General features: G+C 59.6%; 12 protein-coding genes. 9 read left to right on the forward strand and 3 right to left on the reverse strand.

Annotated features, from left to right (window positions below; genetic code table 11):
• Positions 1-47: 47 nt before the first annotated feature.
• The 8 genes from ACA053_RS05305 to ACA053_RS05340 all read left to right on the forward strand — a co-directional run bounded on the left by ACA053_RS05305 (position 48) and on the right by ACA053_RS05340 (position 8,244).
• On the forward strand, positions 48-1,049 hold the full coding sequence (locus tag ACA053_RS05305) for a diguanylate cyclase domain-containing protein (protein WP_109628167.1): 1,002 nt from the start codon (positions 48-50) through the stop codon (positions 1,047-1,049).
• A 288-nt stretch (positions 1,050-1,337) separates the two neighbouring features.
• A protein-coding gene (gene prfB / locus ACA053_RS05310; protein WP_497394683.1) for a peptide chain release factor 2 occupies positions 1,338-2,433 on the forward strand; the annotation gives its coding sequence in 2 pieces (ribosomal slippage) (positions 1,338-1,409 and positions 1,411-2,433; 1,095 coding nt in all).
• A 71-nt stretch (positions 2,434-2,504) separates the two neighbouring features.
• Positions 2,505-4,007 carry a lysine--tRNA ligase gene (gene lysS / locus ACA053_RS05315; RefSeq protein ID WP_497315842.1) on the forward strand — a complete coding sequence of 501 codons (1,503 nt, stop codon included), beginning with the start codon at positions 2,505-2,507 and terminating at the stop codon, positions 4,005-4,007.
• Positions 4,008-4,109: 102 nt separating this feature from the next.
• Positions 4,110-4,826, forward strand: a complete 717-nt coding sequence (locus tag ACA053_RS05320; RefSeq protein WP_497315844.1) for a TetR/AcrR family transcriptional regulator — start codon at positions 4,110-4,112, stop codon at positions 4,824-4,826.
• A gap of 159 nt (positions 4,827-4,985) precedes the next feature.
• On the forward strand, positions 4,986-5,540 hold the full coding sequence (locus tag ACA053_RS05325; protein WP_109628171.1) for a hypothetical protein: 555 nt from the start codon (positions 4,986-4,988) through the stop codon (positions 5,538-5,540).
• A 36-nt stretch (positions 5,541-5,576) separates the two neighbouring features.
• Positions 5,577-6,854: a flavohemoglobin expression-modulating QEGLA motif protein gene (locus ACA053_RS05330; RefSeq protein ID WP_109628172.1), complete on the forward strand. Its 1,278-nt coding sequence runs from the start codon at positions 5,577-5,579 to the stop codon at positions 6,852-6,854.
• A gap of 149 nt (positions 6,855-7,003) precedes the next feature.
• Entirely contained in the window at positions 7,004-7,918 is a 915-nt protein-coding gene (locus ACA053_RS05335) for an alpha/beta hydrolase (protein WP_497394684.1), read from the forward strand.
• The gene (locus ACA053_RS05340; protein ID WP_497315849.1) at positions 7,915-8,244 is read left to right on the forward strand and encodes a PA3694 family proteiin; all 330 of its coding nucleotides are present in this window, start codon (positions 7,915-7,917) and stop codon (positions 8,242-8,244) included. Before ACA053_RS05335 ends, ACA053_RS05340 begins: the two co-directional genes overlap by 4 nt.
• A gap of 271 nt (positions 8,245-8,515) precedes the next feature.
• Here ACA053_RS05340 and lptF read toward each other — a convergent pair whose 3' ends face one another.
• The 3 genes from lptF to ACA053_RS05355 all read right to left on the reverse strand — a co-directional run bounded on the left by lptF (position 8,516) and on the right by ACA053_RS05355 (position 10,489).
• Positions 8,516-9,304: a lipotoxin F family OmpA-related lipoprotein LptF gene (gene lptF / locus ACA053_RS05345; RefSeq protein WP_497394685.1), complete on the reverse strand. Its 789-nt coding sequence runs from the start codon at positions 9,302-9,304 to the stop codon at positions 8,516-8,518.
• A gap of 50 nt (positions 9,305-9,354) precedes the next feature.
• A complete protein-coding gene (locus tag ACA053_RS05350; protein WP_497394686.1) occupies positions 9,355-9,768 on the reverse strand; it encodes a DUF4398 domain-containing protein in 414 nt (137 codons plus the stop codon).
• Between the two features lie 376 nt (positions 9,769-10,144).
• Positions 10,145-10,489, reverse strand: coding sequence for a pilin assembly protein (locus ACA053_RS05355; protein WP_497315851.1), 345 nt, complete (start codon positions 10,487-10,489; stop codon positions 10,145-10,147).
• Positions 10,490-10,704: 215 nt separating this feature from the next.
• On the opposite strand from ACA053_RS05355, the gene ppc reads away from it, so the two are divergent.
• Positions 10,705-13,335: a phosphoenolpyruvate carboxylase gene (gene ppc, locus ACA053_RS05360; RefSeq protein ID WP_497394687.1), complete on the forward strand. Its 2,631-nt coding sequence runs from the start codon at positions 10,705-10,707 to the stop codon at positions 13,333-13,335.
• Positions 13,336-13,432: the final 97 nt, after the last annotated feature.

The following is a 13,432-nucleotide window of genomic DNA, read 5'->3' on the forward strand; positions in this document are numbered from 1 at the left end:
AGACTTTCGCAGCAATCCTGGCCCAAGCAGTATTCAGGTGACCGCACATGACTGACTTACAGCTCGACGACTTCAAGACCGACGAAAACGCCGCCATGGTGTTATTGGTGGACGATCAGGCGATGATCGGCGAAGCGGTGCGCCGCGGGTTGTCGAACGAAGACAATATCGACTTCCACTTCTGCGCCGACCCGCACCAGGCCATTGCGCAGGCGATCCGTATCAAACCGACGGTGATCCTGCAGGATCTGGTGATGCCCGGCCTGGACGGCCTGAGCCTGGTGCGTGAATACCGCAACCATCCGGCGACCAAGAACATCCCGATCATTGTTCTCTCGACCAAGGAAGACCCGCTGATCAAGAGCGCGGCGTTTGCGGCCGGGGCCAATGATTACCTGGTCAAGCTGCCGGACAACATCGAACTGGTGGCGCGCATTCGCTATCACTCGCGTTCCTACATGACGCTGTTGCAGCGCGATGCGGCCTACCGCGCGTTGCGGGTCAGCCAGCAGCAATTGCTCGACACCAACCTGGTGTTGCAGCGGCTGATGAATTCCGACGGCTTGACCGGGCTGTCGAACCGCCGGCACTTCGACGAATACCTGGAACTGGAATGGCGCCGTTCGCTGCGCGATCAGAGCCAGTTGTCGCTGTTGATGATCGATGTCGACTACTTCAAGTCCTACAATGACAGTTTTGGCCACCTCGAAGGCGATGAAGCTCTGCGTAAGGTTGCCACCGCGATTCGCGACGCCAGCGCCCGGCCGTCGGACCTGCCGGCCCGTTACGGGGGGGAGGAGTTTGTGCTGGTGCTGCCCAATACCACGCCGGGTGGTGCCCGACTGGTGGCGGAAAAACTTCGCATGACTGTGGAAGCGCTGAAGATTCCGCACATTGTCCCCAGCGAAGGCTCAAGCCTGACCATCAGCATCGGCCTGTCGACCATGATCCCGCAGCCGGGCAGCGATTGCCGGCAACTGATCTCGGCGGCGGACAAGGGGCTGTACCTGGCGAAGAACAATGGGCGCAATCAGGTTGGCATCGAATAGCGGGCGACAGTGTTTGTAAATATAGAATCTCTTGGCTAGCAAAAAACCTGTGGCGAGGGGATTTATCCCCGTTGGGTCGCGAGGCGGCCCCAGCGTCCTGCCAAACAGACTGATTTGTCCGGATTTGCGACTGCTTCGCAGCCGAACGGGGATAAATCCCCTCGCCACAAGATTACTCGGTGTTCGCTTTAATCATTCGCCCCTAAAGCCGCCAGGCGGGCTGCCGTGACAGCTTGATTACGTTATACTCGCCGGCTTTCAAAAGTTCGCCAACGAGTGCTGCCCGCCATGGAAATCAACCCGATCCTTAACAGTATCAAGGACCTGTCCGAGCGCTCCGAAACTATTCGGGGGTATCTTTGACTACGATCAAAAGCATGAGCGTCTGACTGAAGTCAATCGCGAGCTTGAAGATCCGGCTGTCTGGAACAACCCGTCGTACGCTCAGGAACTGGGCCGCGAGCGGTCGCTGCTGGCTCAGATCGTCGAAACCCTCGACGAAATGCACAGCGGTCTGGCCGATGCCAAAGATTTGCTGCTGATGTCCGCCGAAGAAGAAGACCAGGCCGCCGTCGATGACGTCGTTGCCGAAGTCGAGCGCCTGCGCGAGTCGCTGGAAAAACTCGAATTCCGTCGCATGTTCAGCGGTGAGATGGACGCCAACAACGCCTACCTGGACATCCAGGCCGGCTCCGGCGGTACCGAAGCCCAGGACTGGGCCAACATCCTGCTGCGCATGTACCTGCGCTGGGCTGACAAACGCGGTTTCGACGCGACCATCATGGAGCTGTCGGCCGGTGAAGTCGCCGGGATCAAGGGCGCCACGGTCCACATCAAGGGCGAATACGCCTTTGGCTGGCTGCGCACCGAGATCGGCGTGCACCGTCTGGTGCGCAAGAGTCCGTTCGACTCCGGCAACCGTCGCCACACCTCGTTCTCGGCCGTATTCGTGTCGCCGGAAATCGATGACAACATCGAAATCGACATCAACCCGTCGGACCTGCGCATCGACACCTACCGCTCCTCGGGTGCCGGTGGTCAGCACGTAAACACCACCGACTCGGCCGTACGGATTACTCACGTACCGACCAACACCGTGGTCAGCTGCCAGAACGAACGCTCCCAGCACGCCAACAAAGACACCGCGATGAAAATGTTGCGGGCGCGCTTGTACGAGCAGGAAGTGCAGAAACGCAACGCCGCCTCCCAGGCCCTGGAAGACACCAAGTCGGACATCGGCTGGGGTCACCAGATTCGCTCTTACGTGCTCGATGCGTCGCGAATCAAGGATTTGCGCACTAACATCGAACGCAGTGACTGCGACAAGGTACTCGACGGCGATATCGACGAATACCTGGTGGCGAGCCTGAAACAAGGGCTGTAAACCGTCAGTCAAGACCTTAAGTCCCCTGCCCTCGGTGGGGGCAACGAACCTGTGATGGAATTTTTAAAGACATGAGCGACCTACAACTCGACCCGCAAGCCCTGCAACAGGAAGAAAACTCCCTGATCGCCCTGCGCAAGGAAAAGCTTGCTGCCGAGCGCGCCAAGGGCAATGCCTTCCCCAACGACTTCCGCCGCGACAACTACTGCGAAGACTTGCAGAAACAGTACGCGGACAAGACCAAGGAAGAGCTGGCAGAGGCTGCGATCCCGGTCAAGGTTGCCGGTCGCATCATGCTCAACCGTGGCTCGTTCATGGTGATCCAGGACATGACCGGGCGCATCCAGGTCTACGTCAACCGCAAGACCCTGTCCGAAGACACCCTGGCCGCGGTGAAAACCTGGGACATGGGCGACATCATTGCAGCCGTTGGCACCCTGGCCCGTTCCGGCAAGGGCGACCTGTACGTTGAAATGACCGAAGTGCGCCTGCTGACCAAGTCGCTGCGCCCGCTGCCGGACAAGCACCACGGCCTGACCGACACCGAACAGCGCTACCGTCAGCGCTACGTTGACCTGATCGTCAACGAAGAGGTGCGCCAGACCTTCCGCGTGCGTTCGCAAGTGATTGCGCACATCCGCAGCTTCCTGATGAAGCGCGACTTCCTCGAAGTCGAAACGCCGATGCTGCAAACCATCCCGGGCGGCGCTGCGGCCAAGCCGTTCGAGACTCACCACAACGCGCTGGACATGGAAATGTTCCTGCGTATCGCGCCTGAGCTGTACTTGAAGCGCCTGGTTGTCGGCGGCTTCGAGAAAGTGTTCGAGATCAACCGCAACTTCCGTAACGAAGGCGTTTCGACCCGTCACAATCCTGAATTCACCATGCTGGAGTTCTACCAGGCGTACGCCGACTACGAAGACAACATGGACCTGACCGAAGAGCTGTTCCGCGAACTGGCGCAACTGGTTCTGGGCAGCACCGACGTGCCATATGGCGACAAAGTGTTCCACTTCGGCGAACCGTTCGTGCGTCTGTCGGTGTTCGACTCGATCCTCAAGTACAACCCCGAGCTGACCGCTGACGACCTGAACGACATCGAGAAGGCTCGCGCCATCGCCAAGAAGGCCGGCGCCAAGGTGCTGGGCTTCGAAGGTCTGGGCAAGTTGCAGGTAATGATTTTCGAAGAACTGGTCGAGCACAAGCTGGAGCAGCCGCACTTCATCACCCAGTACCCGTTCGAAGTGTCGCCGCTGGCCCGTCGCAACGACGAGAACCCAAGCGTTACCGACCGTTTTGAACTGTTCATCGGTGGCCGCGAAATCGCCAACGCCTATTCCGAGTTGAATGACGCGGAAGACCAGGCCGAGCGCTTCATGGCTCAGGTGGCCGACAAGGACGCGGGCGACGACGAAGCCATGCACTACGACGCCGACTTCGTTCGCGCGCTGGAGTACGGCATGCCGCCAACGGCGGGTGAAGGGATCGGCATCGACCGCCTGGTGATGTTGCTGACCAACTCACCGTCGATCCGCGACGTGATCCTGTTCCCGCACATGCGGCCGCAAGCGTAAGTGTTTCGATAAAAAAGCCGCCTGAAATGGGCGGCTTTTTATTGCCTGTCTGGTACAAACGTATCAAATGGTTACTTTTGAAGTAAGAGAGGAATACCTGTCGTGAACCGTGCAATGGCTCAAGAGGGTGCAGCGGATGTCGCCACTGCAGTCGCTGAAAGTGTTCAGTACCAAGGCCGAAAGGCCAGCCGACAGGGCAGCGAGCAGCGTCGACAGGAGATTCTCGATGCGGCGATGCGCATTGTCGTGCGTGATGGCGTGCGGGCCGTGCGTCACCGTGCGGTTGCCGCAGAGGCCGGTGTGCCGCTGTCGGCCACCACTTATTACTTCAAGGATATCGATGACTTGCTCACCGATACCTTCGCCCAATACGTCGAACGCAGCGCCGCGTTCATGGCCAAGCTGTGGGTGAACAACGAGGGCCTGCTGCGCGAGATGGTGGTCAGCGGCGACGGCAGCCCCGAGTCGCGCTCGCAACTGGCGGACGACATTGCGCGGTTGATGGCGGACTATGTGCACCGGCAACTGATCAACCGCCGCGAACACTTGATGGCCGAACAGGCGTTCCGCCAGGAAGCGCTGCTGAACCCGCGCCTGGCGCTGTTGGTGCGTTCACATCAGCAAATTCTGCTACAGGGCACGTGCCAGCTTTTCCAGGTATTGGGTTCGCGCGAACCGCAACAGGATGCCAAGGTGTTGACGGCGATTATCGGACGGATGGAATATCAGGGCCTGCTCAACGACGCCGAGCCTGTCGCCGAGGCTGAAATGCTCGGTATCCTGACTCGCTACATGCACCTGGTATTGGCCTCGGTGTAATTCCGGGGTGCACCGCGACCCTGTAGGAGCGAGGCTTGCCCGCGAAGGCGGCTTAACATTCAACATCTATGTTGACTGACATATCGCCTTCGCGGGCAAGCCTCGCTCCTACAGGTTCGATGACCATCCGGGATCGCGTGTGTTCATAGGGAGTGTTAAATGAAAGCCTGGCGTGTGGTTGTGATCGCCTTGTCGTTCCTGCTGCTCAGTGGCTGTCTGGTGACCTTCAAGGACCCACTGCCCGCCAGCGACCCCGCGCCCAAAGGTTTGCTGGGTAAATGGACCAGCACCAACGCCTGGGGCGAGCCTATGAATCTGGAACTGACGCGCCTGGGCGACAATCGCTATCAGGCGGTCGGCTACTTCAAGGCCACACCCAAGGAGCGCGAAGCCTACCCGTTTACGGTGTCGCGTCATGGCAGCCGCTGGTACTTGTCGGCGAAGGTGCCGGCACAGTTCGGCGGGCATTTCATCATCGCCGGGTTTGAACTCACCGATAAACACGAATTGGTGATCTACAACCTCGACCTCGAGCAAATCAATCAAGCCCTCGGACAAGAAGCCCTGAGCGGTGAAGGCTTCCAGACCGATGATGGCGACGGCGTCTTGATCAACAACAGCATGGATCAGGTCTTCGCTTACCTCGATGATCCGGCCAATTCCGATGTCTTCGTTGAGGCGGTGCGTTATCAGCGCCTGGCCAAAGCCAAATAGATCCAGCACGTAACGGTTTTTCTACAGGAGTTTCGGGTGGACGATTACCAGCAGACGATACGCATTTTGTCCGATCGCATTGTGCTGGCGCAGACGCCGATTCGCGTCCTCGATGCGGTCAAGTGGGACGACAGCATCCGCAAGGGTTTCCTCAAGGCCAAGGGCAAGGAAATGCCGGCGGTGGACCGCGACTATTACCTCAATCGGCCACTGTCTTTCGATTCCAGCAAAGTGAAGCTGGAATTCCAGAACATCGAGCGTGACATCACCCGTCAGCTCGGCCAGTTCAACCCGGTCGGCCAGATCATGCGGCGCATGTGCAAGGAATACCGGATGGTGGTGCGCATGCTCGAAGCGCGCGGCACCGAGGATTTCGGGCTGATTTCCCAGGAGTTGTACGGCGCCGCGTCCGACGCGTTCCACGCCGGCGACCCGACGCTGTCCGACCTCGGCCTGATGCTCTCCGATTACCTGAACAACATCGATGGTCGGGGTGACCTGAAGGACGAGCCGAAAACCCTCACCGCCAAGGATGCCGTGCATCTGCTGCAAACCCGGCTGAGCAAAGTGTTTGGCGAAGCCGAGGAAACCATTCGGGTGTTCGAGTCCGACGGCATCGTGGCCGATGCGGCGGCCGGTGCCGACTACATCAAGATTCGCACCGACGCGATGTTCAACGAACGTGACGTGCGCGCCCTGGAGGTGCATGAGGGGCTGGTCCACGTCGGCACCACGCTCAACGGGCTAAACCAGCCGATCTGCACTTTCCTCTCCAAAGGTCCGCCGTCGTCGACAGTGACCCAGGAAGGCCTGGCGATCCTGATGGAAATCATCACCTTCGCTTCCTACCCGAGCCGCCTGCGCAAACTGACCAACCGCACCCGAGCCATTCACATGGTGGAGGAGGGCGCGGACTTCTTGCAGGTCTTCGAGTTCTTCCGCGAGCAAGGTTTTGAAATGGCTGAAAGCTACGGCAACGCCAGTCGGGTGTTCCGTGGTTCGATACCGACCGGCCTGCCCTTTACCAAAGACTTGTCCTACCTCAAGGGCTTTATCATGGTTTACAACTACATTCAGTTGGCCGTGCGTAAAGGCAAGCTTGAGCAGATTCCGCTGCTGTTTTGCGGCAAGACCACGCTGGAAGACATGCGCACCCTGCGTCAGTTGGTGGACGAAGGACTGGTGGTGCCACCCAAGTATTTGCCGGATCAGTTCCGCGACCTGAACGCACTGTCGGCGTGGATGTGCTTCTCCAACTTCCTCAACCACCTGAGCCTGGACCGGATCGAAGCGGATTACTCCAATATTTTGTGATCACCACAAGACCTGTAGGAGCGAGGCTTGCCCGCGAAGTCGATATGTCAGTCAACATAGATGTTGAATGTTAAACCGCCTTCGCGGGCAAGCCTCGCTCCTACAGGGTCGCGGTGCTTTCCCACTCCATCTCTGCGAGGTTTCAACGGATGAGAATCCTCGGCATCGTCTGCCTTCTCCTGACCCTGAACGGTTGCAGCTCCCTGCTGTTCTACCCTGAACCCGGCCAGATATTCACCCCGGAAAAGGCCAAGCTCGAATACCGCGAAGTGACCCTCACCACCGCCGATGGCCTCAGGCTGAACGCTTGGTGGCTGCCGGCGAAAAAAGGTGTCGAGGTCAAGGGCACGGTGCTGCATCTGCACGGCAACGGCGGCAATCTGCCGATGCATCTGGGCGGCAGTTGGTGGTTGCCGGAGGAAGGCTATCAAGTGCTGCTGATCGACTATCGCGGATACGGTTTGTCTGAAGGCGAACCGAGTTTGCCGGCGATCTATCAGGACATCGACGCTGCCTTCAAGTGGCTCGACCAGGCGCCGGAAGTCAAAGGCAAACCGCTGATCCTGCTCGGCCAGAGCCTCGGCGGTTCGATGGCCGTGCATTACCTGGTTCAACACCCCGAACGTCAGAAACAACTCAAGGCCTTCGTTCTTGATGGCGTGCCCGCCAGCTACCGCAGCATCGGCCGCTTTGCCCTGAGCAATTCCTGGCTGACCTGGGCGTTCCAGGTGCCGCTGTCGTGGCTGGTGCCGGACGGCGACAGCGCGATCAATTCCATGGCGCAGCTCAACGGCGTGCCGAAACTGATCTATCACAGCATCGACGATCCGATCGTGCCCCTTTCCAACGGCATCCGTCTGTATCAAGCTGCGCCGCCGCCGCGCGTGCTGCAATTGACCCGTGGCGGTCATGTGCAGACCTTTGCCGACCCGGTCTGGCGAAAAGTCATGCTGCGTTATCTCGACGACCCGCAGCACTTCAACGGCCTGCGCCGCCTGGGTGAAATCCCCAATTACCCGGCACCCCCGAATTCAGAAGATGAACCCTCAGAGAGTCCGCAATGAGTGAAGAACGTAACGCCATCCCGATGATCATCACCGGTATCTGCAGCATCCTCGGCACTGTTGGCGCCTTGTGGTACTACGGCTACCTGCACTTCGCCAAACCCGAAGATGCGCTGCTGCTCAGCGACTTCACCATGATCAAGACCGTGCCGGGGGAGGACTACAAAGTCTCCCTGGAGCCCGCGGCGCAAGTGGCCCAATGCATCGATGGCGTACTGGTGATGTTCGACACCGAACAGAAAGGCCTGACCGGTGTACTGGTCAACAGCAAGAAAAAGGCTGTGCGCTGCATGGGCGAGGAAACCCCGCAGAAGCTGGAGCAGTAACCAGTCCGGAGCTCACTAAAGATCCTCTGTGGGAGCGAGCCTCTGTGGCGAGGGGATTTATCCCCGTTCGGCTGCGAAGCAGTCGTAAAAACGTTGCATGCGGTGTATCTGATCCAACGTAGTTGTTGGTCTCGGGGCTGCTTCGCAGCCCAACGGGGATAAATCCCCTCGCCACAGAGGCTCGCTCCCACAGGAGGTTGTGTGATCTGCAGACATAAAAAGCCCCGCCTGATCGACTCAGGCGGGGCTTTTGTGTTTCAGCAGGCGAAGCTTAGTTCGAGCTGATGGCCGAACGCGGGATCACGGGCTGGTTGTCGTTGGAAATGGTCACTTCCACACGACGGTTCATTGCACGACCCGAGGTGCTGGTGTTTTCAGCAACCGGGTATTCCTTGCCATAACCCTGCGCAACGACGCGCGCTGGATCAACGCCCATCTTCACCAGCGCCATGCGCACGGAACCGGCGCGACGCTCGGACAGCGACTGGTTGTGGCTCGCGGTGCCGGTGCTGTCGGTGTAACCCTCGACGATCACTTTGCGATCAGGGTTTTCCTGAAGGAACTGCGCCAGTTTGTTGATGTTCACCAGACCGCTGGATTTCAGGTCAGCACGGTCGGTCGCAAACAGCACGTCACCGAAGGTCACCAGCGTACCGCGATCGGTCTGCTTGGCGTTGAGGCTGTCCTGCAATTGCTTGATCTGCTGATCGCGAGCATCGAGACGTGCCTGGGCACGTTGCGCAGAAGCGTTTTTCAGGTTGGCTTCAGCGGTGCGCAGGGCGATGGTCTGCTTCGCCACTTCAACGCGCTGATTGGTCAGATACGCCAGTTGATCGACCTCGTTCTGATCTTTCTTGTCCAGGTAAGCCTTGTCGGCCTTGTCCAGGTAATCGCTGGCGTCTTTGGTTTCCAGTGCCGCCACTTTGCTGGCTTGCGGGTTGGCTTGCAGGCCGCTGTAGTTGGTGCGGGCCTGTTCCAGGTTCGCGTTAGGCGGGGTGGAGCAGGCAGCCAGTGCAACGCTTGCGGCCAGGAGAGCGGGGATCATCAATTGTTTACGCATAATAATTCGTCCTTTCTATCGATAAGAGCTTCAGAGGTCTGGATGCGCGCTTACTGCACGGTGCGCTGGCTTTCCTGACGCAGTTCCTGAACCCCTTTCTGAGAGTCCTTCACAGCTTGTTCGGCTTTCATCGCCTGAGCTTTGCGTTCAGCTACGCGAGCGTCCCACTCAGCCTGCTCGGCCAACACTTTGGCTTCGGCATACTTTTTGTCATGCATGGCGATTTCGGCTTGTTTGAGCTTGTCTTGCGCGGACTTCATTTCCACGGCAGCAAATTCGGTACCGCCGGCGCTGACGGCGCCATTCACTGCGGATTGGGTCACGGCGAATTGCTCGGTCGGCGGGTTGCCGGCACAACCGGCCAGTACGAAGCTGCTGCCGATTGCAAGGGCCGCCAGTTTCAAACCGCGCAGTTGATTGAACGAGGTCTTGGCAGTGCTGATCTTCATGGTCTTCAACTCCATTGGTATAACTCCTGAAAAACTTAAAAATCCATGCTGGGCAAGGAGCCGTAACCGTCAATTTCCGGGGGTGTTTTGAAACGGCCGTCCCAGGCGTGGTTACTGGCTGTGACCCGAGGGTTTTTTCAAAAGTTCAGAGAAGATGGCCTATCGCCCGAAAATACTTTGACCGAACGGAAAAGGCTCTAGATCGGGAACTTTGGCAATGTGCAGCGGTATGCCCGACCTGTTGAAGGCTTGGGGTACGCAATTTTTGAAGGGGGTACGCAGGTCAATGTGGGAGCGAGCCTGCTCGCGATTGCGGTTGAACATTCAACATTTCTGTTGGCTGACACACCGCTATCGCGAGCAGGCTCGCTCCCACAGGTATTGGGGGAAATCAGTGTTTTTGCTTGTCGTCAACGGATGACAAATCATGCAAGTGACGACGGGACAACGCGAGGAAGCGCGGGGTAGGGCCGACGTCTTCGTACAGCGGATCACCTTCTTCATCGGTGGCCACCACAGTCGATCCTTTCACGTACGGAAAGCTCTTTTCGAGCTCTTCCAGCGCGGCACCGATCAGCTCGCCAAGCAGTTCCTCGGGTTGGCGTTTGGGGTACATCTCGATAATCGCCGCCAGCCGTGCGGCCGCTTCCATGTCCAGATGAATCCTGTAACCGGTGTCGGTCAGGCGACCTTTTGCGTTTTCTTCCCAGTGCTGGGCAAGTTCGCGGATTTTCATAAAAACCTCAATTCGCTCCTGCTCGTGGCAGGCGGTGTGAGAGCCCGCCAATGGTCGGCGGCAAGCCGTTGTACGGCTTACTCTTCAGACTAGCTCGAACCCGCAAGGTTTAATGTCCCTTCGTCGTCTGCTTGTAAGAAGCGCTTTAGAGCGGCACTCTCTGTGATCAGAGCATGGCATTCAAAGACACCCGGATTTTCGCTGGAGAACTGCTGATGACCGATATTGATGCACGCTTGCGCGAGGACGTTCACCTGTTGGGTGAGCTGTTGGGCAACACCATTCGTGAACAGTACGGGGACGGCTTTCTCGACAAGATCGAGCAGATCCGCAAGGGCGCCAAGGCCGACCGTCGCGGTTCGATGGACGCTGAACTGAGCGCCAGCCTCAACCAATTGAGCGAAGCAGAGTTGCTGCCGGTGGCGCGGGCGTTCAACCAGTTTCTCAACCTGGCCAATATCGCCGAGCAATATCAGCTGATTCACCGCCGCGAAGAGTCGCAGCCAGCCCCGTTTGAAGCGCGAGTGCTGCCGGAACTGCTCGCGCGCCTGCGCGCCGAAGGCCATAGCGCCGAATCCCTGGCCCGGCAACTGGGGCGACTGGAGATCGAACTGGTCCTCACCGCGCACCCGACCGAAGTCGCGCGCCGCACGCTGATCCAGAAATACGACGCCATCGCCGCGCAACTGGCCGCCCAGGATCATCGCGACCTGACCACCGCCGAGCGCGAGCAGATTCAGGCAAAGTTGCAGCGCCTGATCGCCGAAGCCTGGCACACTGAAGAAATCCGCCGCACCCGCCCGACGCCGGTCGACGAAGCCAAATGGGGTTTCGCGGTGATCGAGCATTCGCTGTGGCAAGCGATCCCCAACTACATGCGCAAGGCCGATAAAGCCCTGCACGCCGCCACCGGCCTGCATTTGCCATTGGAAGGCGCGCCGATCCGCTTCGCCTCGTGGATGGGCGGCGATCGCGACGGCAACCCGAATGTGACGGCTGCCGTGACCCGCGAAGTGTTGCTGCTGGCACGCTGGATGGCCGCTGATTTGTACCTGCGCGATATCGATCACCTCGCCGCTGAACTGTCGATGCAACAGGCCAGCGATGCGCTGAAAGCCAAGGCCGGGGACAGCGCCGAACCTTATCGCGCGGTGCTTAAACAGTTGCGTGAACGTCTGCGCGCGACGCGTAACTGGGCGCATGCCTCGTTGACGGCCACCACCCCGGCAACCGCCGATGTGCTGCACAACAACCGCGACCTGCTGGATCCGCTGGAGCTGTGCTACCAGTCTTTGCACGAGTGCGGCATGGGCGTGATCGCGGATGGTCCGTTGCTCGACTGCTTGCGTCGGGCGGTGACCTTCGGCCTGTTCCTCGTGCGGCTCGATGTGCGTCAGGACTCGTCCCGTCACACGGCGGCGATGACCGAAATCACCGACTACCTCGGCCTCGGTCGCTACGAAGACTGGAGCGAGGAGGAGCGCATCGCCTTCCTGGTGCGTGAACAGAACAACCGTCGGCCGTTGCTGCCGGCGTATTTCAAACCCTCGGCCGACACCGCCGAAGTGCTGGCGACATGCCGGGAAATTGCCGCCGCCCCGGGGGCGTCGCTCGGCTCTTATGTGATCTCCATGGCCGGCGCCGCTTCCGACGTGCTCGCCGTGCAATTGTTGCTCAAGGAATCCGGCGTGTTGCGGCCAATGCGCGTGGTGCCGCTGTTCGAAACCCTTGCCGACCTCGACAACGCCGGTCCGGTGATTGAAAAGCTGTTGCTGCTGCCGGGCTATCGCTCGCGCCTGCAAGGGCCGCAGGAAGTGATGATCGGTTATTCCGATTCGGCCAAGGACGCCGGCACAACAGCAGCGGCCTGGGCGCAATATCGGGCACAGGAACGTTTGGTCGATATCTGCCGCGAGCAGCAAGTCGAGCTGTTGTTGTTCCACGGTCGCGGCGGCACCGTGGGGCGCGGCGGTGGTCCGGCGCACGCGGCGATTCTGTCGCAGCCACCCGGTTCGGTAGCGGGACGTTTCCGCACCACCGAGCAGGGCGAAATGATTCGTTTCAAATTCGGCCTGCCGGACATCGCCGAGCAGAACCTCAATCTGTACCTGGCGGCGGTGCTGGAAGCGACCTTGCTGCCGCCCCCGGCACCGGAACCGGCCTGGCGCCATCTGATGGACGAATTGGCCGCCGACGGGGTCAAGGCTTACCGCGCCGTGGTGCGGGAAAATCCGCAGTTCGTCGAGTATTTCCGTCAGTCCACCCCGGAACAGGAACTGGGCCGTTTGCCGTTGGGTAGCCGCCCGGCCAAGCGCCGTGCTGGCGGGATCGAAAGCCTGCGCGCCATTCCATGGATCTTCGGCTGGACCCAGACGCGACTGATGCTGCCGGCCTGGCTCGGCTGGGAAGCAGCGCTGAGCAAGGCGCTGGAACGCGGCGAAGGTGAACTGCTGGGGCAGATGCGTGAACAGTGGCCGTTCTTCCGTACGCGCATCGACATGCTGGAAATGGTCTTGGCCAAAGCCGATGCCGACATCGCCCGATCCTACGATGAGCGTCTGGTCGAGCCGGATTTGCTACCTTTGGGGGCGCATTTACGCGACCTATTGTCGCAGGCGTGCGCCGTGGTCCTCGGGCTGACCGGTCAGTCTCAGCTACTGGCACATAGCCCAGCCACCCTCGAATTCATCCGCCTGCGCAACACCTACCTCGACCCGCTTCATCTATTGCAGGCCGAACTGTTGGCCCGTTCGCGGCAACAGGAAGTGGCGCAGGGCAGCCCGGTAGAACAGGCGCTGCTGGTGTCTGTGGCGGGGATTGCTGCCGGATTGCGAAATACCGGCTAAGGTTTTCGTCGTGGGGGAAGGCGCCCGACGCGAGGTTCGGGTGCCGGCGGGCGAGGGGCGGAAAAGGTCTGCCAGGCGACAGTTAATGATGGGGTTG

Source organism: Pseudomonas sp. LBUM1672 (assembly GCF_059695655.1).